The organism is Shewanella sp. MF05960, assembly GCF_050849305.1.
GTDB lineage: Bacteria > Pseudomonadota > Gammaproteobacteria > Enterobacterales > Shewanellaceae > Shewanella.
Genome location: NZ_JBOZPS010000005.1, coordinates 236,683 through 258,487 on the forward strand (window position 1 = coordinate 236,683; position 21,805 = coordinate 258,487).

27 protein-coding genes are annotated in these 21,805 nt (G+C 38.0%); 21 read left to right on the forward strand and 6 right to left on the reverse strand.

What is annotated here, in order from left to right; all coding sequences use genetic code 11:
- Positions 1 to 66: 66 nt before the first annotated feature.
- The 3 genes from ACROAE_RS07215 to ACROAE_RS07225 all read right to left on the reverse strand — a co-directional run bounded on the left by ACROAE_RS07215 (position 67) and on the right by ACROAE_RS07225 (position 2,093).
- Entirely contained in the window at positions 67 to 675 is a 609-nt protein-coding gene (locus ACROAE_RS07215) for a flavin reductase family protein (RefSeq protein ID WP_432400315.1), read from the reverse strand.
- A 125-nt stretch (positions 676 to 800) separates the two neighbouring features.
- On the reverse strand, positions 801 to 1,547 hold the full coding sequence (locus ACROAE_RS07220; RefSeq protein ID WP_432400357.1) for a phosphatase: 747 nt from the start codon (positions 1,545 to 1,547) through the stop codon (positions 801 to 803).
- A 336-nt stretch (positions 1,548 to 1,883) separates the two neighbouring features.
- Positions 1,884 to 2,093 (reverse strand): TOBE domain-containing protein, encoded by a 210-nt coding sequence (locus tag ACROAE_RS07225; RefSeq protein ID WP_432400316.1) that lies wholly within the window; start codon positions 2,091 to 2,093, stop codon positions 1,884 to 1,886.
- 492 nt (positions 2,094 to 2,585) lie between these two features.
- On the opposite strand from ACROAE_RS07225, the gene ACROAE_RS07230 reads away from it, so the two are divergent.
- The 16 genes from ACROAE_RS07230 to ACROAE_RS07305 all read left to right on the forward strand — a co-directional run bounded on the left by ACROAE_RS07230 (position 2,586) and on the right by ACROAE_RS07305 (position 14,558).
- Entirely contained in the window at positions 2,586 to 2,924 is a 339-nt protein-coding gene (locus ACROAE_RS07230) for a hypothetical protein (protein ID WP_432400317.1), read from the forward strand.
- A 14-nt stretch (positions 2,925 to 2,938) separates the two neighbouring features.
- A complete protein-coding gene (locus ACROAE_RS07235; protein WP_432400318.1) occupies positions 2,939 to 3,793 on the forward strand; it encodes an immunity 49 family protein in 855 nt (284 codons plus the stop codon).
- A 321-nt stretch (positions 3,794 to 4,114) separates the two neighbouring features.
- Positions 4,115 to 4,867 carry a hypothetical protein gene (locus tag ACROAE_RS07240; RefSeq protein WP_432400319.1) on the forward strand — a complete coding sequence of 251 codons (753 nt, stop codon included), beginning with the start codon at positions 4,115 to 4,117 and terminating at the stop codon, positions 4,865 to 4,867.
- 39 nt (positions 4,868 to 4,906) lie between these two features.
- A complete protein-coding gene (locus ACROAE_RS07245) occupies positions 4,907 to 5,404 on the forward strand; it encodes a hypothetical protein (RefSeq protein WP_432400320.1) in 498 nt (165 codons plus the stop codon).
- A gap of 62 nt (positions 5,405 to 5,466) precedes the next feature.
- Positions 5,467 to 5,949: a hypothetical protein gene (locus ACROAE_RS07250; RefSeq protein ID WP_432400321.1), complete on the forward strand. Its 483-nt coding sequence runs from the start codon at positions 5,467 to 5,469 to the stop codon at positions 5,947 to 5,949.
- A gap of 44 nt (positions 5,950 to 5,993) precedes the next feature.
- Positions 5,994 to 6,221 carry a hypothetical protein gene (locus ACROAE_RS07255; RefSeq protein ID WP_432400322.1) on the forward strand — a complete coding sequence of 76 codons (228 nt, stop codon included), beginning with the start codon at positions 5,994 to 5,996 and terminating at the stop codon, positions 6,219 to 6,221.
- A gap of 82 nt (positions 6,222 to 6,303) precedes the next feature.
- Entirely contained in the window at positions 6,304 to 6,426 is a 123-nt protein-coding gene (locus ACROAE_RS07260; protein WP_432400323.1) for a DNA/RNA non-specific endonuclease, read from the forward strand.
- A 147-nt stretch (positions 6,427 to 6,573) separates the two neighbouring features.
- Positions 6,574 to 7,041 (forward strand): hypothetical protein, encoded by a 468-nt coding sequence (locus ACROAE_RS07265; RefSeq protein ID WP_432400324.1) that lies wholly within the window; start codon positions 6,574 to 6,576, stop codon positions 7,039 to 7,041.
- Between the two features lie 267 nt (positions 7,042 to 7,308).
- Entirely contained in the window at positions 7,309 to 7,755 is a 447-nt protein-coding gene (locus tag ACROAE_RS07270) for a hypothetical protein (RefSeq protein ID WP_432400325.1), read from the forward strand.
- Positions 7,752 to 8,603, forward strand: coding sequence for an immunity 49 family protein (locus ACROAE_RS07275; protein WP_432400326.1), 852 nt, complete (start codon positions 7,752 to 7,754; stop codon positions 8,601 to 8,603). Before ACROAE_RS07270 ends, ACROAE_RS07275 begins: the two co-directional genes overlap by 4 nt.
- A 6-nt stretch (positions 8,604 to 8,609) precedes the next feature.
- Positions 8,610 to 8,795: an Imm49 family immunity protein gene (locus ACROAE_RS07280; RefSeq protein ID WP_432400327.1), complete on the forward strand. Its 186-nt coding sequence runs from the start codon at positions 8,610 to 8,612 to the stop codon at positions 8,793 to 8,795.
- A gap of 296 nt (positions 8,796 to 9,091) precedes the next feature.
- Positions 9,092 to 9,844, forward strand: a complete 753-nt coding sequence (locus tag ACROAE_RS07285) for a hypothetical protein (RefSeq protein WP_432400328.1) — start codon at positions 9,092 to 9,094, stop codon at positions 9,842 to 9,844.
- A 247-nt stretch (positions 9,845 to 10,091) separates the two neighbouring features.
- On the forward strand, positions 10,092 to 11,249 hold the full coding sequence (locus ACROAE_RS07290; RefSeq protein WP_432400329.1) for an ADP-ribosylglycohydrolase family protein: 1,158 nt from the start codon (positions 10,092 to 10,094) through the stop codon (positions 11,247 to 11,249).
- 312 nt (positions 11,250 to 11,561) lie between these two features.
- Positions 11,562 to 12,320: a PoNe immunity protein domain-containing protein gene (locus ACROAE_RS07295; protein WP_432400330.1), complete on the forward strand. Its 759-nt coding sequence runs from the start codon at positions 11,562 to 11,564 to the stop codon at positions 12,318 to 12,320.
- Positions 12,321 to 12,457: 137 nt separating this feature from the next.
- Positions 12,458 to 13,207, forward strand: a complete 750-nt coding sequence (locus ACROAE_RS07300) for a PoNe immunity protein domain-containing protein (RefSeq protein WP_432400331.1) — start codon at positions 12,458 to 12,460, stop codon at positions 13,205 to 13,207.
- Positions 13,208 to 13,397: 190 nt separating this feature from the next.
- Positions 13,398 to 14,558 carry a PcfJ domain-containing protein gene (locus ACROAE_RS07305; protein WP_432400332.1) on the forward strand — a complete coding sequence of 387 codons (1,161 nt, stop codon included), beginning with the start codon at positions 13,398 to 13,400 and terminating at the stop codon, positions 14,556 to 14,558.
- A gap of 539 nt (positions 14,559 to 15,097) precedes the next feature.
- On the opposite strand, the gene ACROAE_RS07310 is transcribed toward ACROAE_RS07305, so the two are convergent.
- From ACROAE_RS07310 to ACROAE_RS07320, 3 genes are all read right to left on the reverse strand, one after another.
- Positions 15,098 to 16,396, reverse strand: a complete 1,299-nt coding sequence (locus ACROAE_RS07310; protein ID WP_432400333.1) for a tyrosine-type recombinase/integrase — start codon at positions 16,394 to 16,396, stop codon at positions 15,098 to 15,100.
- Between the two features lie 110 nt (positions 16,397 to 16,506).
- Complete coding sequence (locus ACROAE_RS07315) at positions 16,507 to 16,752, reverse strand: hypothetical protein (RefSeq protein ID WP_432400334.1); 246 nt, start codon at positions 16,750 to 16,752, stop codon at positions 16,507 to 16,509.
- A gap of 509 nt (positions 16,753 to 17,261) precedes the next feature.
- Entirely contained in the window at positions 17,262 to 17,711 is a 450-nt protein-coding gene (locus tag ACROAE_RS07320) for a hypothetical protein (protein ID WP_432400335.1), read from the reverse strand.
- Positions 17,712 to 17,980: 269 nt separating this feature from the next.
- Between ACROAE_RS07320 and ccoN the strand changes: the two genes are divergently transcribed.
- The 5 genes from ccoN to ACROAE_RS07345 all read left to right on the forward strand — a co-directional run bounded on the left by ccoN (position 17,981) and on the right by ACROAE_RS07345 (position 21,804).
- Complete coding sequence (gene ccoN, locus ACROAE_RS07325) at positions 17,981 to 19,408, forward strand: cytochrome-c oxidase, cbb3-type subunit I (protein ID WP_432400336.1); 1,428 nt, start codon at positions 17,981 to 17,983, stop codon at positions 19,406 to 19,408.
- Between the two features lie 12 nt (positions 19,409 to 19,420).
- Positions 19,421 to 20,047: a cytochrome-c oxidase, cbb3-type subunit II gene (ccoO, locus tag ACROAE_RS07330; RefSeq protein WP_432400337.1), complete on the forward strand. Its 627-nt coding sequence runs from the start codon at positions 19,421 to 19,423 to the stop codon at positions 20,045 to 20,047.
- 9 nt (positions 20,048 to 20,056) lie between these two features.
- Complete coding sequence (locus ACROAE_RS07335; RefSeq protein ID WP_188921498.1) at positions 20,057 to 20,233, forward strand: cbb3-type cytochrome oxidase subunit 3; 177 nt, start codon at positions 20,057 to 20,059, stop codon at positions 20,231 to 20,233.
- Positions 20,234 to 20,238: 5 nt separating this feature from the next.
- Entirely contained in the window at positions 20,239 to 21,207 is a 969-nt protein-coding gene (gene ccoP / locus ACROAE_RS07340; protein ID WP_432400358.1) for a cytochrome-c oxidase, cbb3-type subunit III, read from the forward strand.
- Between the two features lie 117 nt (positions 21,208 to 21,324).
- A complete protein-coding gene (locus ACROAE_RS07345) occupies positions 21,325 to 21,804 on the forward strand; it encodes a FixH family protein (RefSeq protein ID WP_432400338.1) in 480 nt (159 codons plus the stop codon).
- Position 21,805: the final 1 nt, after the last annotated feature.

Here is a 21,805-nt window from a genome sequence, read left to right on the forward strand (position 1 = left end):
AAAAAGAGATAAACAATCCGATTCAAATGTCATTTGAATCGGATTTTTCTTTGTTAAACTTCAGCATTATTTTTTAGCGTAAGGTAAACGAGCCAGCTTAGTCGTTGTGTGATAACTATCAAGCCCAGTGATTGCAACGGTTTCGAGGGCGTGTAAATCAATAAATCCGTCGGCTTCAACCGCGTTATCATCTACATACACATCCATGATTTCACCTATAACGAACTCAGTTCCATTAATGGCTAAATGTTGATGCTCTACCAATTTGACTGAATATTTAAGACGACTTTGTTTTACAAATGGCGCTTGAAAATCCATGAGGTATTCTGCCGTTAATCCAGTGGCATCAAACTCTGATTCTTCTCTGTCGTAACGAGCCGAAGTTTGATGGGCTTGAGAGTAAATAGACTGATTAACCTGGTTGATGGTGTAAACACCGGTTTGTAGAATATTTTCAAACGTATGTCGAGCCACGCTATGGGGCCGTATTATCATGCCCACAAGTGGCGGATTAGCGCCTAAATGAATAACCGAACTCACTATCGATAAATTAGTCTGGCCTTGAGCATCTTGGGTGCCGATGAGATTTGCGCTCTTAAAACCCGACAATGAATTAATAAAGTGTGCACGGGTGCGTGTATCGAGTGCGTCAATACGGTTTTTGGTAAAATGCATGATGGATCCTTCGGATAATGGCGTATTCAAACTGAAGTTGTCGCAACATTAAAAAAATTAAACAGCGTTTAAATTTTGATATGCAGTCATTACGCCACAGGATATTGAATGGATCGATAAAATTACTAATCAATCAGTACATCATATTCATCTAGCGTGGTGTGGCCTCTAGAGGCTAAAAAAGATAACAATGCCGCTGGGCTGCGATTCAATAACCGCTCTACTGGAAAATCGACCGTTTCAATCACTTCAATGGACTTATCAAAGTCGCCTAGACTAAACGCAACGTGAGAGTCAGAGCCCATCACCAATAAACCGCCAGCATTTTTTACCGCATTCGCGATAGCAGTGCAGTTCGGTAAGCTACCGTTGCGCGAGGTTAAAAATGATGAGTTATTGATTTCAAGTGCGACATTATGTTGAGCCGCAGCTTTGGCCACCCGCATAATGTCGATAGGATATTTGGGATTGCCTGGATGGGTGATAATGTCAACGTGACCGCTTTCAATACAGTTAATCAGTGCTTGAGTATGTATTTCTTTCGTTGAAGGCGGAAATACCGGTTCATGAAAGCCGGCCAGGACAATATCGAGTTCTTGTAAATAGCTGCCGAAAAAATCAATTTCACCAAGCTCATTTTTTATATTCGCTTCAATACCACGCAGCATACCGACACCATCAATCATTCTAGGTAGCACTCGCATATTCACAAAATGCCAAAAGTGCGGCGCGTCGGCCATATCGGGCCCATGATCGGTTATCGCAAATAATTTTATTCCTTTGCTTTTAGCCACTGAAAAATAATCATGTACCGTGCTGTATGTATGAGTAGAAGCGATAGTATGGGCGTGTGTATCAACAGAGAATTTAATCACAAGTCTGGCTCTCTTTGTTCAAAACTGAAGTAACAGTTTACGCTGTTAGGTCTGTTTTCTCTATGATATATGAGCTATTTTTTGATGTTCAATCTGCATATGGATGTCACTAAACGACCATTTATGGGAAAGGCGGGTGTATAAAATTAGGGAGGATTGACTCGTCAGAATCTACAAGCGATTGGCGAATATAACACTGAGTGTGTCATCTGTTACTTGTAAAAAAGTCCGTTGTTTATCAGCATTTAACGCGTAAAACATACGGACTGATTAACATAAAGCGCATAGATAACATAAACCAGTTAAATAGCGCTAACGTTCTTTATCTAACCATTAATCAACAGCAAGCATAACGCTCGATGCTTTAACAATTGCATATGCAGTAGAACCCACTTTCAAATCAAGTGATTTTACCGCTTCGTTAGTGATAATCGATGCAATATGTTCCCCGCCAGCTAATTCGATAGTCACTTCAGAGTTAACAGCACCCGTTTGGATTGCTTTAACCGTGCCTTTTAATTGATTTCTTGCACTTATTTTCATGTACTTCTCCGTGTTGAGGTTATGAATGATAAAGATTATCTTTAGCAATACTATGATTAATTATAGTCTTATTTATCCATAAGATAGCGAGTCTCGTTTCAAATAACTAGGGTAGGTCACATTTTAATTGTAGAGCATGTCAATTGCCGCCTGAGTGATATTGCATAAAGGAACAATACAATATACCTGTCGGTGTACTGAAAACTTATTGCTTGTTTCATATGAGATTAAATATTTTTGTTATGAGAAGAATAGAGCAGAATAGAGCAGAATAGAGCAGAATAGAGCAGAATAGAGCAAGATAAGCACAAGGCAAAAGCTTCACCAGAAGAAACAAAACGTTATAATGACCAAATACCAAAGCTTAACAATGAATTAGCAAAAATCGGAGAAAAGGCCGCAGATGCGGCGATTAAGATACAGTACCCTGGTTATACTCGCATTCACCCAACGAGCTTAGCTAGTTCTACATCGGTAAAGGGTAACTTTGATATGGTGTATAAAAATGCTAATGGCGATGTCATTATTGTTGAAGCCAAGGGTGGCAGTAGCCCATTAGGTAAAATGAAAATTGGTGATGAATACTATCAACAAGGCACAACGGAATATGCTGAAGCCATTACTAAAAAAATGGCAGGTAGTAATAAAGAGTCCGATTATTTAGCTGCTGAAGCTATTAATAACGCCGTGTTTGAGAGAAATAAAGTTCAGTATTTACATGTTAAAACACCAATAACCCGTACTTCTGGTAAGTCTGTTGTTGAAGCTGTCGAAATTAGCGAATTCGATATAGATCCCAATGTGTTTAATGCAATTGATACCCGTGAATGAAAAGGAGGTAAATAATGCTAAATCGAAATTACACCCCTAATTTCAAAAATGTAAGTCTAGAACGAAGGCTTCTGACGTCAAGGTCTAGAATAGATAGATGTTCGATTAATATAATAAAGAATAGAGATAACCTTCTTAGATATGCACAAGAATATATAAACTTCTCTCGCTGGCTTACTTGGGAAGTTCAAACCCCAGAGATAGAAAATGAATCTGCTAGTGGGCTACGTTATGCGTCAAAAATGTACGCCGCGTTCTTAAAGCTTGCACAGTACCCAGAGCAAGACCTTACCTTTAAAATATATGATTTACCTGAAGTGACATGGAATGGTAAAGGGATGTTAGAATCTGGACGTGCAGCTCCATCACAATGGATTGATGCCTATTTTTTGGCGGTGATCACTCGCGATACTGAAAGTATGGATAGCTTGGCAAATTTCCCTATAGAAACAATGAAACAAAGTGCTACGCAAGCAGGTCCTGTTTCTTATAAGCTCGTTGAAGTATTTCAAGCTTATCACCATAGCAAAGCAGATTACCCAAAATTGCTTGACGAGTGTATGGGAATGGCTGTTAAGCAAAATGATGACTGGGCGATATATATTGCTTTTGGATACTTAGAAACTCTAGCTGCTTTATCGCCAGCAACTTTTGATGTCGGTTGTGATTTTAATGAAGCACTTGCTAAAAACGTGCAAGCGCAAGAACGCTACCACATTAGTGAAGCGGGTCCAGATCATGCCCCTGTCGATTCATTTATCCCCCTACAACTACTCGGCATGGCGTGCATGTGGCATGACATGGGTAATGAAGTAACGGTTGAAAGTGATTCACTTCCGCGTTTTTTGATTGAAGGTAAATACTTTTAACGGGTTAAGATGGAGTATTTTCGATAGTGAAGAGCAAATTAACTGTAACGATACCCTTGTATACATTTACAGACTTTTCCCGTTATACCAAAAAGAAATCGAGTTTGAAAAGCAATATGGGATAGCAGCATTATTCAAAAAGTTTGACCTTGAAGGCGTAAGCCTAGCAATCCTAAAAACGCGTAAGCCGATAATTAGATAATGTTGGACTAGAAATAAATAGTTTTTACCAAGCTCCTAATCCATATTGCAGATCAATGTCATTAAAATGGGCGGCATGTTTTATCGTTGTAAGCTTCACCCTCTTCCATAGGAAACAAAATGCTAAAACTTAATAATTATGATTTTGAATTTGAAAAGCTATTTAAAAAAGCACCTATAACTATTGAAATTAGATTAGCTGATATGAACAACTATCACGCTCCCCATGAAGAAAGGCAGGATGCAGCAAGGATCCTTTCTTATAAATATCAAGATTTAGCCTATGCGCATTATGTTTTAGAAAATTACACCGAGGCAAAGCTTTACTTAAAAAAAGCTGCGCCATTTGCTTACTTAACAGGCTTTGACTCGGAACTAAAAGGACACAACAATGAGTGGACAATCCAAAATAAGCTTAATGTCGCTTTGCTATTTGGTGATGAATCAATAATAAGCCAATTACGTGAGCATGCAGATGACTTTACAACCAGCAGCGTGACGAAGAAAGCTATTTTTTTATATGATCATTTACTCATCAAAATAGGCACTGGCAAAGCACTGTCGACAAACGAAATCGAAAATGCGCTCACTGAGGCGAAATCAACCAAAGATAAAGATGTTCAGCAGTATATTGTCCCACTAATTGAAGCCATTAAAGGCCTTAGTATAGGAGATAATGAGTTATGGCAATCAAGCATAGACAAAGTTATTGCGTGGCACGCTGATGAGTGTAAATACGGTGACTATAAAGAAGATGGTAGAGCAGTGATGTCATTAAATGCACTTAGCATGGCTAAATTGGGTAAAGATATGCATGGCTGGCAGTGTAAAACTGATTCACTTTATTTACCTTTATATTTAATTAACGATTAAATTTTTGAACACTAAACACCTAATAATAGAGAGACATTTATGAGTAATCTAATCCATTTATTTATTGTTGATGAAGATGTTTATCCCACAACACTGGATGCTAGTGATGAGCAAAAGTATCAAGAATTACTCGATACGACTCAAGAGGAAGCTATGAGGTGGCAGTCTATAGAGCTCAATATGCGCGGCTTTATTCCAGCGCTTGAATTGCTCGATGCTATTGTTGGTGGCCAAGGTTTATTGCCTGTATGCACATTTAATTATTATCCTCATCAGTTAATAGGCCCTGAAGCTGATATAAGTGGAGCATTTGGCTTTTTTTCAAGTCAAATGGTCCAAGATCTATTTCCTTTAATGCAGGAAAATTACGAAGCAGATATAGACAGTCGTGAAAATCTAAAGTTAATTGATGAGATTGAGGCTAAGGCTGGTGAGCTTGACCCGCAAGCTTATGAAATAGTGCGCGATCGCTACTTTGTTACGTTTAGGGATGCCGCAGAGCAAAATAAATCAATCGTAGTATTGATCGAAGAGTAAAACATACGATTTCATTTCTCAGAGTTGCATTCATTTATTATATAGATGAACACGGAGTAATAATGCCTACAAAAGAAGAGATAAATAAATTTATTACAGCACAAAAGGTATGTAGTCATTTAGCGAAAAGCATTAAAAGTAATAGCAAGATAAAGCCAATCCCATATGCAATCGATTTTCTCGATGATAGTTATGATTTAACTTGGTACTGCGATGAATGCGTTAAAAAGTATCACCTCCCAGAAAAAGGTGTTTTCTTATACCATTTTCCAGAAGAAGATGAAGAGATAACTGCTTATGTTAAAAAGCTAGGTGATTTAGAAAGCCTTGAATTCCAAGTGAGTAAATTAAATGGCTTTAAGGTGTCAGATAATTATGATAATTCACCTTTTGCGGATTTTAGTAAAGATGAGGCTAAAAAACCGTCGCTGTTTAGCAAGACTCTATTTGATACATTGTCCGGGCTAAATGACGAGAAAGTAGAACATATGGTGGAGAAAGCATTGATGGTTCCATTTGGCACCGAGGTCAAATCTGACGAATAAAAATATGGAAATTTAGCATAATAAGCCATTAAAAGGACTTTGATATGTCAACAATAAGAATAATCCAATCAGTTGGATTGGGCGGCACAAACAATCTAAACGATGTAAAAGCTGTACAAACGGCTTTAAATAAATTACTCAAATTCATTCCTCCTACAAAATCATTAATTGTTGATGGCCGTTTAGGCTCTAGGCCAGGGCAACCGCATGAGTGTGCATTTTTTGCTCATAATGAATGTTTTCAGTATAGAATCACTTCCAATCATTCTTGAGGTGATAACATTCCGAACAAATGTAGTTTGATAAATACACTCAATTTGTTCATAAAACGTTCGCGCTCTCTCCCTGGGTGGCATGCAGGGCGATTATTTAGTCGGCACATTATTTCAAGGGCCAGCTGAAAAGTTAAAATTAGTGTCTCAACTAAAAGATCAAAATCGCTATGGTGAATGGCGACAAATGGAAAAATTGGGCTAAAGAATTAGATAAAGGTAATGAAGTTTAAGTAGAGATATTGGTAGAATATGATGGTGATAGATAGTACAACACCTAAAAGGCTAATTGCTAAATCAAAAGTTAATGGCATTCAGCAAAAGCCTAAGAAATTTAAAAGTTGAGGTTAAGATGTTTAAAGAGATTGATGATATATATAATTATATTGGTCAAGAAATGTATGAAAGACTTCCTGAATACTGGGATATTGCATTGTTAGAAGTCAATATGGATAAGATTGATAAAGCAATTTCAATAGGAGCAAGCTATATACTTAATAATACATCTAATACATTTGATTTAGATGAAAAAAATGGTGTTGTAAGTTTTTCAGATGTAGATGAGGCTTTCTATGCTCTTTATAAAATCATGCAAAAAAATGAAAGTGAAAATGATGTACCTTGGAATAAGGCGCGTTTTGAAATCACCTCAGAAGGTGATTTTTCAATTGACTTTAAATACGACGAAGATTTTGTGTGGTATAAATCGCTTGATATTGACAGCCAAGAATATGACGACCTTGATATCGATATAATTAATCAAATTGAGACCTGGGAAGGTTTACCTGAAACTGCACCGCGTTATTGGAAAAATAAATAATGCAAAATATCAAGGAGTCAGCTAACTTGATTTTGTTGGTAAAATTAACAAGGGCAGTCGCTCAAATTTGAATTATATGTCGCTCTAAACTAGGGTTAAATATCAGGGCGAGATCGTGTGTGTTTTTTGAACAATTTAATGCATATTTGACGTTAACATCTCGCTATGATCTTATACTCCCTTTTTTCGGGAGCACACCATACATATTGACCACTTCAAAGAGAATTTCCAAACTGATAATAACATTGCCATATATGGCTAGGTTTATTGAAGGGGTTTAAAGAGATTGCTAGTCAGTTACCTGGTGAGGGTAAGCAAGGGCAATTTGACCTAATCTATTATAACGAAAAGACGGGACAAATTATTACCGTTGAAGCAAAAGGTGGTGGCTCAACACTGGGCAGTCGTAAAGGATTAGATGGAAGGCAAGTGCAGCAAGGCACACCAGAATATCGCGATAGTATCATTAAAAATATGCGTAAGAAAACACAAGATGCTTTGGACGACGACCGCTATGGCAATGATAAAGCGTTCACCAAGCAAGTTGATGATTTAGCGGAGACAGTTGATAAGCTTGAAGATGCTAAAAAAGATGAGCTTATTTCATCGAAAAAAGTTAGCCAAAAATTACATAAAGATGGCTCGTTAGCCAAAACAAAAACCAGTGATTTTAGCAATACCTACACTGAAGCAGAGACGGAATACAATACATGATATCAAGACATTTTGAAGCAAAAAAAATAGAGCGTATAATTGATAAAATTAATAGATACGAAGAGTTACTGCTTAGAGGCATCAACACTATTAAAACTAAAAACTCTCAAGGTGTTTTAGGTGGCTCTATTCAAGATGCCATTGATGCCTTTGGTGATGCGGTGTTAGCTGATGTGCCCCATCAAAAAATTGTGCGCTATTTACAACATATTAAAGAGTTTGGTTGTGCCAATTATGCATTTGCTTGCCGGCAAGGTGAAACCTTTGATGTAACTATTAATAATGATACTTTTGCGTTAACAGGTGGCCCTGCGGGTGCTTATTTACATACAGATGTGTGGGAAAAAGTATTTTATGCAGCGGTAACACTGCGTGACAAAAAAGCGATAGAGCAACTTATTCAAGTACCTAAAAGTGTGTTTGATAAGGCAAACATTAAAGCTGATGCATTTGATACTGCGCTTATTAATTTAATGAAGGGTTTATTTGAGCCTGAAGCCAATATGGGGGACTTACTTGAGGCGGCATTAATTGCGGCTGACCCTAATGCAATAGCGTCTGGTCGTCGCAGTTATGTACAACATATTTTGTTGCCTTTGATGCCAGTATACCGCTGTATTTACACAGCCAACGCACAAGATGAATTTAATGAAGCTATGGTAGAGGCGTTAGAGGCTCATAAAAAATATTGGAAAAAAGATAAAAGGGAGCAGCAAGGGTGGATATCACTCCCATTGATTGCTGCTGCTAGCCATGCTTATGATATTAAAGGTTACCAGCTAACTGTTGAAACTGATTACATTCCTGATTTTTTAGTGAAAAATGACTTTGACGTGACAGCGCCGTAAACCTCAATGATTATAAAGGACCGTCTAAATGTCTACCATATTAATGAGTCAGACCCTGGTGGTATCCCTGTCGATTCATTTATACCCCTACAACTACTCGGCATGGCGTGCATGTGGCATGACATGGGTAATGAAGTAACGGTTGAAAGTGATTCACTTCCGCGTTTTTTGATTGAAGGTAAATACTTTTAACGGGTTAAGATGGAGTATTTTCGATAGTGAAGAGCAAATTAACTGTAACGATACCCTTGTATACATCTACAGACTTTTCCCGTTATACCAAAAAGAAATCGAGTTTGAAAAGCAATATGGGATAGCAGCATTATTCAAAAAGTTTGACCTTGAAGGCGTAAGCCGATAATTAGATAATGTTGGACTAGAAATAAATAGTTTTTCCCAAACTCCTAATCCATATTGCAGATCAATGTCATTAAAATGGGCGGCATGTTTTATCGTTGTAAGCTTCAACCTCTTCCATAGGAAACAAAATGCTAAAACTAAATAATTATGATTTCGAATTTGAAGAACTTTTTGAAGATGCACCTCTGGTAATTGAGGTCAGGCTTGCTGATATTAACGATCCGTTAGCTTCTCAAGAAGATAAAGAAGAAGCAGCACAAATACTTTCAAGCGAGTATCAAGAGCTTGCATATGCATACTACGTTTTAGAAAATTATGAGGAAGCTAAGTGTTATTTAAAAAAAGCAGCGCCATTTGCTTATTTAACAGGCTTTGACTCGGAACTAAAAGGACACAACAATGAGTGGACAATCCAAGAGGAATTAAATGTTGCCTTGTTGTTTGGTGATAAATCAATAATAAGCCAATTACGTGAGCATGCAGATGACTTTACAACCAGCAGCGTGACGAAGAAAGCTATTTTTTTATATGATCATTTACTCATCAAAATAGGTACAGGCAAAGCACTGTCGACAAACGAAATCGAAAATGCGCTCACTGAGGCGAAATCAACCAAAGATAAAGATGTTCAGCAGTATATTGTCCCACTAATTGAAGCCATTAAAGGCCTTAGTATAGGAGATAGTGAGTTATGGCAATCAAGCATAGACAAAGTTATTGCGTGGCACGCTGATGAGTGTAAATACGGTGACTATAAAGAAGATGGTAGAGCAGTGATGTCATTGAATGCACTTAGTATGGCTAAATTGGGTAAAGATATGCATGGCTGGCAGTGTACAACTGATTCACTTTATTTACCTTTATATTTAATTAACGATTAAATTTCTGAACACTAAACACCTAATAATAGAGAGACATTTATGAGTAATCTAATCCATTTATTTTTGGCGCAGTCTGCAAGATGTGTTCGGTCAAAGGGTAATACCCCCTAAATATAGCCACTAATGTGGCAGTGAAACCTGAAGAAGAGGTCTTATTGAAATCCGGTACGAAATTCTGAGTACTAGCTCGTGAGAAAAATATTAACGGCATAAATGAAATTATTTTAGAAGAAATTTGAGAATTATTATGTATAAAATACACTCTTTGATACTTGAAATGAGGGAAAGAGAGAAGAAAATCCCCAACGATCTTCGGTTTCCTTTTATGACAAATAAGTTGAGTGGTTCTAGAGAGCCGCATAAAACTCAATGGATGTCATCGTACTTTGTTTTCCGGATTGCAAAACCGACTCCTACAGACCAAGAGTGTAAAGGATACTATCAACGTATTAATGTTGATAGTGAAGATGATATTAATCGTTTTAGAGGCGCTTTAATCGGTTGTGCGATTGGTGATGCGTTAGGCACTACCGTTGAATTTAAAGCACCTGGTTCTTTTCCGCCCTTAACCGATATTGTTGGTGGTGGTCCATTTAATCTAAAAGCAGGTGAATGGACTGATGACACAAGTATGATGTATTGCTTGGCACATAGTCTTATTAGAACTAAGCAGTGTGATTTAAAAGATCAAATGGACTTATATTGTAGATGGTGGCAAGACGGGGTATTTAGTGCAACAGGAAAATGCTTTGATATTGGTAATACAGTTGTATCTGCTTTAAAACGTTACCAGCAAACAGGCGACCCTTTATCTGGTGATACAACTCCAATGTCTGCGGGGAATGGCTCCCTCATGCGGATTGCCCCCATTCCTATTCGTTACTTTAATAGTTTTGACAATACGATTAAGTACGCAGCGTTAAGTTCAATGACAACTCATGGTGCAATTGAAGCTGTTGATGCATGTAGATATTTTAGCGGCCTCATTTGGGGCGCGTTACATGGGATATCAAAAGATGAATTACTTGATGGGTTATATACACCTATTGATGAGTATTGGGAACAAAATCCACTTTGTGATTCGGTACTCAAGTTAATAAAAGAAGAAGAATACAAGAACAAAAAAGCAAAAGATATTCGAGCGAGTGGATATGTAATGCATACCTTGGAAGCTGTATTATGGGCATTTTTCCATAGTGATTCATTTGAAAAAGGTGCACTGTTAGCGGTTAATTTAGGTGAGGATGCAGATACAACTGGAGCAGTATATGGTCAACTAGCAGGGGCCTATTATGGTGAAAGGGTTATTGATTTTAGATGGGTTCGTAAAATAAAAGAAAATCATTGCTTCTATTTAAAAGCTGAAGAGCTGAAGGACATAATCATCTCAGAAAGAGCAATTTAAAATAGTTATAATTTAATTTATTAATAATATGGCCATTCACTCTAATTGGCCTTTTTCCAGATTTCACCTTTTATTAAAAACGACAATGACAATGACAAGGGTAATACGATGTCATCAATAAAAATACATATTATTGCAAGGGGTTGAAGACAGGGCAACCGCATGAGTGTGCATTTTTTGCTCACAATGAATGTTTTCAGTATAGAATCACTTCCAATCATTCTTGAGGTGATAAAATTCCGAACAAATGTAGTTTGATAAATACACTCAATTTGTTCATAAAACGTTCGCGATCTCGCCCTGGGGTTGAAGATGATAAGAGAGCATTTAAGAACAAAAGATTACTATAACGATAGAATTGAATTCAGGTTAAAATCTATTGAAAAAAAGGTAAGTAAAATTGAATCGGATGGAAAATTTACCAATGACGTAAAGATGAGAAATTCTTTTCGACTAGTCAGTGACTCTATGTATTTATTACATCAAAAATATTCACGCGGTGATGAACTTTCATCTCTAAAGCCAGATCTACTCAAAGCGTTAGAGTATCGTCAATGGCAAAAAAATTATGCTGATGCATTACCTGATAACGAACAAGCTGAGCGTACAGGTTGGGAAGAAATTCGAGAAGATTACTTAGAAGAATTCCTGAAATGGCTAAGTTTTGCTTACTGTTTGGATATGGGTAAGGAGTATTACCTACATATGTTAGCTTTAATTGCTAATCAAGGTCTTGACTCATTATTGGATAAAATTGCCGTTGAGATGGGAGATTTTGAACGTGAAGTATCCAAAGAATTACTTTTTAAAAAGCGGTTTAGCAAGCTTTATAAAGTTATTGAAAGCGAGCCAGAAGCACGCCCTACCTTAGTAAAGGCATATTTAGATGCTTGGTATAAGCTAGAAGGAAGCCCTGATTACCATTTAATGGACACCGATGCCTATATAGGCTACTGGTGTTGGGAGGCTGCCTTAGTCGTTAAGCTTTATGACATTGACGATAGCAGTTTTATCGATCATGAATACTATCCAAAAGATTTAGTACATTGGCAAGGTAGCTCAAATAAGTAGAGAAGTGACGATACGAGATATTTGAAAGAATAAAAAACTACTAATTCGCAATAAAAAAATGGAAGCCTGTCAGTAAAAGCATTAAATATAAATGCAAGCATAATAGTTAAAGCACTTGAGTTATAAGAGAACAAATCATGTTACGAGATACCTTAAAAAATAAAGCATATTATGATGAACGTGTAGCGTTTAAAAAAGAATGTATTGCAGAGGATGTTGAAGAAATTAAATATGATGATACTGATTCAATAGAAGTAAAAATGAAAGGCTCGTTTAGGCTAGTCAGTGACTCTATGTATTTATTACATCAAAAATATTCACGTGGTGATGAACTCTCAACACTAAAGCCAGATCTACTCAAAGCGTTAGAGTATCGCCAATGGCAAAAAAATTATGCTGATGCATTACCTGACAATGAACAGGCTGAGCGTATAGGTTGGGAAGAAATTCGAGAAGATTACTTAGAAGAATTCCTGAAATGGCTAAGTTTTGCTTATTGTTTGGATATGGGTAAGGAGTATTACCTACATATGTTAGCTTTAATTGCTAATCAAGGTCTTGACTCATTATTGGATAAAATTGCAGTTGAAATGGGTGATGTTGAGCGTACAGTATCTAAAGAATTACTTTTTCAAAAGCGTTTTAGTAAACTTTATAATGTTATTGAAAGTGAACCTGAGCAGCAACCTGAATTATTAAAAGATTATCTAGACGTTTGGTATAAGTTAGAGGGAAGTCCTGATTATCACTTGATGAGTACAGATGCTTATATAGGTTATTGGTGCTGGGAGTCTGCATTGGTAACAAAACTGTACAATATTGATGACACCATTTATCTTAATCATCCTTATTACCCAAAAGACTTAGTGCACTGGAATGGAGAGTAAGTTAATGGCTGTTAGGGATAAACGTCGAAATATTCAATATTTCGAAGAGTTAGTCACTGAATTTGAGATTAAAATGCAGCTTACACAGAATCTGTTACACCCTCTACCTGTAGTAATTCAATAGTTCCTTAGCATGGTTTATTTAACACTGTGTTTAAAAGTCAAATCTTAACATAAAACAGGCAGATACATGGATTTACAACTAACCATACAAACGACTCACCTGGGTTTTGACTATGATATAGAGCTGCATAGTTGGCATCAAAAACTATGTGCTTATAGAGTATTTAATAACACTGAGCGCAAAGAGTTATTAGAAGGTGGGCTAGGGTTAGGACTTAACTTCATCACTCAGTTTGCATTAGGTGATGAATGGTTGGCGCAAATTCCCGAGCAGTATATTTCAATCACGAATGCTTTTCCTGAGCATCAGTATCAGCTTTTGTGGCTTGCCGCTAATAGTGAACAAGCCGCGCAATTGCTATTAATGCGCCCATTATTATTAGTGCTTATTTGTGAGCAGTACTCAATTGATAATGAAAAGGCATTAGCATTGAGTCAGCTAGGACAACGCGACATTCTGAGTGAACTCGGATACGACAATTCGAAAGCCACACTCAAATTTATCGACAAGCTAACACTCAAGTTTGATAGAGATATAGAGTTAAAGTTTTTGAAAAAACTGTTAGACAAGAGAATGTGTCGTTACAAAGTTTTTAAACATCATCAGGTAATAAACTATTTGACCATAAGCCTGGATAACCGATACCCATTTCTAACCTGCACAAAATTGGGCCATGCTATAGCAAATGATAAAAGTATCAAAAGAGGGCCGTTACGTGCTTGTTTGGCTGACACCATAGCACTTGGTTTAGCGCTCGGAATAAATGAGCCTGCTAATAGAATTGGCCAGCTTTCGTCATTTGATGAGCTTGAAAGATTGCATCAACAATGGATTGATCAACGTAATGATATTGAAAGATTGGAACACAGGCCAGTTGATGCTGATGCACCATATCCACAATTGATCGCGAGTGAGCCTAACTTTCCCGCAATAGATAATTATGATGCGCTTATTAATGAAGGTATGACTCAAAAGCATTGTATTGCTGTTTATCACAATCGAATTGTATCAGGACATTATTTCGCGTTTAAAATGGATCTCCCACAAAGAGTAACCATTGGAGTGAAAGTCAATAAACGCATTGGCATACTTGAATTGGACCAAATCAAGGGAATACGCAATGCAATCGCAACTAATGAAACCCAAGAGTTAGTCTATGCATGGTTTGAGAGAGTGAAGAAAATCTATAAGCAAGGTTATGATCATCAGGTGGAGTTAAAAACTTAGTTGTCTAATTCACAAACTCTGGCTTTGGTGATTGCAAAGATGCGTTTCAACAATTTCAACATCACATCACCAGGCAAACTCGATTGTCTAACAAAGATACCGTCGTAAAACATGCACAAACACATCAAAAAAACATACCACGTGTTTTATTAAAGTCAGGTGGTGAAAACTGGCATAAAAAGCGCTCTGATGTATAGATTTGAACCTAAAAGGTAATAATTCAAAGTTGAATCGAGTTTAAGTTATTGATTAATAATGGCTTAAAGTCCCAGTCAAAAGTTGACACAAAAGTCATTTGGTTTGACAAGCCACAAACAGGTTATCAACTCATAAACACAAATATCCTATTTAACATAATATACATTGTGCGCATAGTTATGTGCAGGTCATATATGCGTATATTTGCTGTTATGTTAAATATCGAGATTGTTAGTTATTTTATGGTTCCTGTACGTATAGCGTAATTTATCGCATCAGCACGATGTTTAAAATCGTGCTGAGATTGTCTGCTTTAACTTTTTACTACTCATACGTGGCAATTATTTAATTTCAGCAAGATGATTTAAGGGTTTGTTTGCTGCACTTTGATGGCGTTCAGTCTGTGTTGTGTGTAAATACTGTGATGTGGTATCGATACTTTCGTGGCCGGCATCTGCTTGTACATGTGACAATGGACGCTGATTAATATTGATGTCGTGCGTAATACCTGTGTGGCGAATGTTGTGTGCAGTAAGCTTACGCATTAATTGGCTGTCGTGATCGAATCCATCTTTTGCTGCGTTGTCGGCTGCTAGATTGATTAACTTATCGATTTCATCTCGTATGTGTCTTATCCCTAGATTGGCATTGACGCTTCCAGATTCTCGTCCGTGGGCAGCGGCTTTGTGTCTGATAAAGATAGGATGTTGATCGTTAATGTTGGGTAAATCTGTTAAGCCTAAATATTGCCGGTATTGAACAAGGCTTTTAAGTAATACTTTGGAAATGGCGATGTTGCGTGCTTTGCCGCTTTTAGAGAATGGCACGTGAAAATACCAAATGCTTGAATGTGGGTCTTGCCTGAATTGACTCATTATGGGTGCATAACCTGCACGTGCACTGATTTCAGATATACGTAAATAGCAGCTATATAATAGTGTGATTAAAAATAAACTACGTTGATGTTGCTCTGGCTGCTTGTGGGCTAATTGCTCAGCGGTGCTGACAACATAGGACCATTGTAATTCAGTAAAAGCATGGTGATTGTTGTCTTCGTCCAGGGTGAATTTACGTTTAATGGCAAAACGGCTGTGCTTGAGCCATAGCTGTGCTGGGTTGCGCTCGGTATATTCTTCACTAATTAAGTAGCCATAAAATGATGATAATATTGCTACTTTTGTCTTTAAAGCATTGTCACTTAATTGATATGGCAGGCATTTACCAAGTTGTTTTTTGCCTATAAATGGCCGCCATTGCACATTGGGAATTCGTTCGCCGCTGGCTTTATCTAGTTTAAATTGTGCCACATTAAAGTAGCCAATTAAGTTGTTTGGTGGTGATTGACAATAATCAATGTATTTGGCGATGTCTTTGCGTGTGACTGCGATTGGTGACAATGAAACGACATCAAAACACCAATGCAAATAAGTTGTCATCTCGCTACGGTACGCTTTATAGTTGTTTTCTGACTGTTTTTGTTCAAATAACCAGTCGGCACAATGTTCAATAATGAGGCCTGCATCTGCCACTTTATCGATTGAAATGCGGGTTATGTAATGGTTAACGAATGCATTACCTTGCAATACATGATCTGCAGCGTCAAAAAGTGGTAATACTGGCGGTAGCGGCTCTGTTGTCATTACGATAGCTTTTAATTTTAGGTTATTGATTATATGTATATTATAGCCAATTATGCTTGATGCCGATAACGTTATTTATCGGCATCAATTGATGTGACTCGCTGATGCACTTAGCTAATAATGGAGGTTTGAAGGTTAATGTCTTTGTCGTATATGGTTTGTTCTGTTGACCTGGGCTTCTCGGATAATGGGCAATTTTGTTGGCACTGTGTTTTTTGACAACTCCACAGGCATAATTGCCATAGAGTTTGCTTACTGTCACGGTCTAAACATTGTAAATCGGCTGCGCATAAATGCCCTGCTTTAATCAGTTGTGCTACTTTACTGCTTTCTATCGCTACATTGATTTTGGCCATATCGCCTTCCTCATCGTCACATCATATATTTTATAATACATTGTTGAGAATGATTATCAATTAGATTGTTGCGTGTCATTATCGTTTTGTGAACTTTATCGAGCAATACGCCCTGCTTTGTCAGCCATTATTTATAAAGAGATACCTATTAGGGTTTCAATTGCAGAAAACATGGGCTGCAAACCAACCTGGTTGATATCAACGAGATTGTGAGGATTTTTTATGAGATAGCTGACAGCTGATGATTGCTTCACTCACCGTCTAGTATCAAATGCAGCCCTCACTCTTTATCGTTGCTTCATATATTATCGGCAATTTTTTAAGCTTACCTGCCCTGGTGTTATAAGGGTAAGCACTGAACATTTACGTTACCTGTTTTATCCAGTTTGTGCTTGCACTGTTACTTACACTCTATAGATGCACTATCATATGCACTATCATATGCACTATCATATGCACTATCATATGCACTATTACATGCACTATTACCTACATTCTTGCTGATACTATTAATTTGGATTATCGGCTAGAAAATCATAAATGAGGGTTCGCTGTTGATTTTGATAATCAAACATAACGAATGCCCGCCAAACCATATAATTACTGCTGCATGAGCCAAAAATAAGTGTGCCGTGTGCTTCATTGTCTGTTACAGAAGATAATGAAACAGGTATAACACCCATAAACATATCTCTCCCTTCTATTCTCATTGAAATATTAGTGATCGCTTGTGTTGATTTTAGCGTAATATTTATTGGTTTTTCGCTCGGAGTATGCACCGGATCGATCATTAAGCCGACGCTGATATCTGCAACGTTCTTGCTACATTCTCCTGTGGAAAATTGACATAATGTAAGATCTTCTGCAAAAGATGTTTGGTCTGTATTTTTTTTATTGTCACATGCCACTAAAAACATTGAAGAAATGACTAGTGTCGAGATTTTGATTATTTTATACACGAGGATTAACCTTTACTCATTAATTGATAACATTCTCTTATAGACCTTGATCTAGATCAACTTTGATGCATGTTGTGAAGTATCTTTTTTGACTCAGCTCAAGTATCATTACACCGCCTCGTGATAGAGACAATAAACTCGAGGTAACACATTGACAAATAGCTGTAAAAATAGTCAACACTGGCTAGTTTTGTAACCATTTGTCAACTTAACAGGTAAAGCTCGCTTTGCTAAATATTAAAGTATAAGTAATAAGCCGTGGAAGCATTATGATGAACCATTCCCAGTCTACAGGCGCTGATTACAATTACACTATTGTTCGCCAATTCGCATTAACCACAGTTTTGTGGGGAATCTTTGGTATGGCAGTAGGTGTATTTATTGCGGCTCAGTTAATCTGGCCACAACTGAACTTCGACACACCTTGGTTAACGTTTAGTCGTTTACGACCTTTACATACCAATGCGGTGATTTTCGCGTTCGGAACATCAGCCCTTTTCGCTACATCCTACTATGTTGTGCAACGTACTTGTCAAGTCCGTCTATTTGCGCCTAAATTAGCCGCATTTACATTTTGGGGTTGGCAAGCCGTTATTATTGCAGCTGCAATTACACTACCTTTGGGTATTACCCAAAGTAAAGAGTATGCAGAATTAGAGTGGCCTATTGATATCGCGATTGCGATTATTTGGGTGAGCTATGCAATTGTCTTCTTTGGCACAATCGCTAAACGAACTACGTCACATATTTATGTGGCTAACTGGTTCTTTGGTGCCTTTATTATCACTGTTGCTGTATTACACATTGTTAACTCAATGGTTGTACCCGTTAGTTTGACTAAGTCATACCCTATATATTCTGGTGCGGTCGATGCAATGGTTCAGTGGTGGTATGGTCATAATGCGGTAGGCTTCTTACTTACTGCCGGTTTCTTGGGGATGATGTATTACTTCGTACCTAAGCAAGCTGGTCGCCCTGTGTATTCTTACCGTTTGTCTATTGTTCACTTTTGGGCATTGATTGCGTTATACATTTGGGCCGGTCCTCACCATTTACATTACACTGCCCTTCCTGACTGGACTCAGTCTTTAGGTATGGTGATGTCATTAATTCTATTCGCACCTTCTTGGGGCGGTATGATTAACGGTATTATGACCCTGTCTGGTGCTTGGCATAAGCTACGTACAGACCCAGTATTACGTTTCTTAGTTGTTTCATTGTCTTTCTATGGTATGTCTACCTTCGAAGGCCCAATGATGGCAATCAAAACAGTAAACGCATTATCTCATTACACTGACTGGACTATTGGTCACGTTCACTCTGGCGCGCTAGGCTGGGTTGCAATGGTGTCAATTGGTTCGTTATATCACTTAGTTCCTGTGTTGTTTAATCAAGGCCGCATGTATAGCACTTCGCTTGTTAATGTGCATTTCTGGTTAGCGACTATCGGTACGGTGTTGTATATCGTAAGTATGTGGATTTCTGGTGTTATGCAAGGCCTTATGTGGCGTGCAGTAAACTCTGACGGTACGTTAACGTACAGTTTTGTTGAGAGTTTAGAAGCATCTTATCCATTCTACTTCGTCCGCTTTATCGGTGGTTGTTTCTTCTTAACTGGTATGTTGATTATGGCTTATAACGTTATTCGTACCGTTAAAGCGCCTAAAGATTCACTACCTGCTATTGCAGAAGCTTAAGGAGCAGATTCGATGAAATTTAATCATGAATTAATTGAAAAGAACGTCGGCCTGCTAGCCATTTTCACTGTTATCGCCATTAGTTTTGGTGGTTTGGTGCAAATTACGCCGCTAATTTTTCAAAAAGACACGACTGAAGCGGTTGAAGGTTTGATCCCTTACACTGCGTTACAGATTGAAGGTCGTGACGTTTATGTCCGTGAAGGTTGTTATAACTGTCACAGCCAGATGATCCGTCCTTTACGTGCTGAAACTGAACGTTATGGGCATTACTCTGTCGCTGGCGAATCTGTTTGGGACCACCCTTTCCAATGGGGTTCTAAGCGTACAGGTCCTGATCTTGCTCGTGTTGGTGGTCGTTACAGCGATAAATGGCATGAAGTGCATTTAATGAACCCACGTGATGTGGTGCCACAGTCGAACATGCCTGGTTTCCCTTGGTTAGCTGAAAATACGCTAGACGGTGAACTCACTGGTGACAAGATGACTATCTTACGTAACCTGCACAAAGGCGGTTATAAAGGTAATGATCTTTACACTGATGAAGAGATTGCTGGCGCTCAAAAAGCGGTTGAAGGCAAAACTGAACTACAAGCACTAATCGCGTATTTGCAATCTTTGGGTCACGCACTCAAGTAGGAGGCAATAATGGATTACGGTACTTTTCAAGGCATTTTAACCATTATTGTCATGGTGACGTTTGTCGGGATCTTTTACTGGGCATACAGTAAGCACAGCAAGTCGAAATTTGACGAAGCGGCTAACTTAGTATTTTCAGACGACGAACTGGCTAAAATGTCTAAAGACTCAGGAGAGCAGAAGTAATGATTATGAGTAACTTCTGGAGCATTTGGATTTCTGTACTGACGATTGTGGTCATTGTTGGTTGTTTTATTCTGCTTAAGCTAGTGAATAATAATTACACTGGTGTAGAAGAAGGCAAATCAATGGGCCACAAGTTTGATGGCATTGAAGAACTCAATAACCCGCTACCAAAGTGGTGGGCTTATATGTTCTATCTGACTATCGTGTTCGGTGTGATCTATTTAGCTCTATACCCAGGCCTAGGTAACTACAAAGGTCTGTTTGGTTGGACAAGTTCTAACCAAAGTATTGGTACTGAAAATGGTATTAAAGCCGATTCAGCAGCAGCACTTGAAGCCGCAAAAGCAGAAAACCGTTTATCACAGTATGACCGCGAAGTGGCCCATGCTGATGAAAAATATGGTCCTATTTTTGCTGCGTACTTAGCAACTCCGTTAGAAGAGTTAGTTAACAATGAAGAAGCATTGAAAGTGGGTGGCCGTTTGTTTTTACAAAACTGCGCTCAATGTCATGGTTCGGATGCGCGTGGCGGTAAAGGCTTCCCTAACCTTACTGATTCAGATTGGTTATACGGTGGCGATTTAGCCACTATTAAAACCACGTTAATGAATGGTCGTAACGGTATGATGCCGCCTAAAGGTGGTTTACCTATCGAAGACAGCGAGATTAAAGGTCTTGCTGAATACGTCATTAAACTGTCTGGTGGTGAACACGACGAAGCATTAGCTGCTCAAGGCCAAGGATCGTTCATGAAAGGTTGTTTTGCGTGTCATGGTATGGACGCAAAAGGCAACAAGTTCATGGGTGCCCCTAACCTAACGGACAATGTTTGGTTATATGGCGGAAGCCGTGGCGTTATTTCTGAGTCAATCATTAACGGTCGTGCCGGTGTTATGCCTGCATGGAAAGACATTCTCGGTGAAGAGAAAGTTCACGTTATTGCTGCTTATGTTTATAGCTTATCAAACAAATAGTTATCAATAGCTAAATATAAGGCCTCGAGATAATCGAGGCCTTTTTTTTAAGTGATTATTAAGCTGTTACGCGTTAAAATACTGCGGTAAATTTTTACACTATATTTAGGATGTATCATGTCGAATCAACCCCCTTGGTATAAACAATTTTGGCCTTGGTTTTTAATCGTTTTACCAATGTGTGCCGTTATTGCCAGCTTAACCACATTAAAAATTGCGTTAGATAATTCTGACTCTTTGGTTGCTGAAGAATATTACAAAGAAGGCAAAGCCATTAACATGGACTTGCGCAAGATAAAATATGCGCAGCAAATAGGCATGAAGTTTTTAGTTAAAGTCACTGACCAAGAGTTACAAATCACTCAACAAGGTGGTCCTGAATATCGTGCAGCGTTAAATGTCCGTTTTTATCACCCAACGATTGAAGCGAACGATTTCAGTTTAAATGCGACTGCTGATGCTAACTATGTTTATCGCATTCCTTTAGATGCTGCAATCAAAGGCCCCTGGGAAGTACGTATTGAAGGTTTTGATGCAAAATGGCGAATTCAACAACGTATCGAAATTAAAGATGACGTTGAATATTGGCTTAATTAAT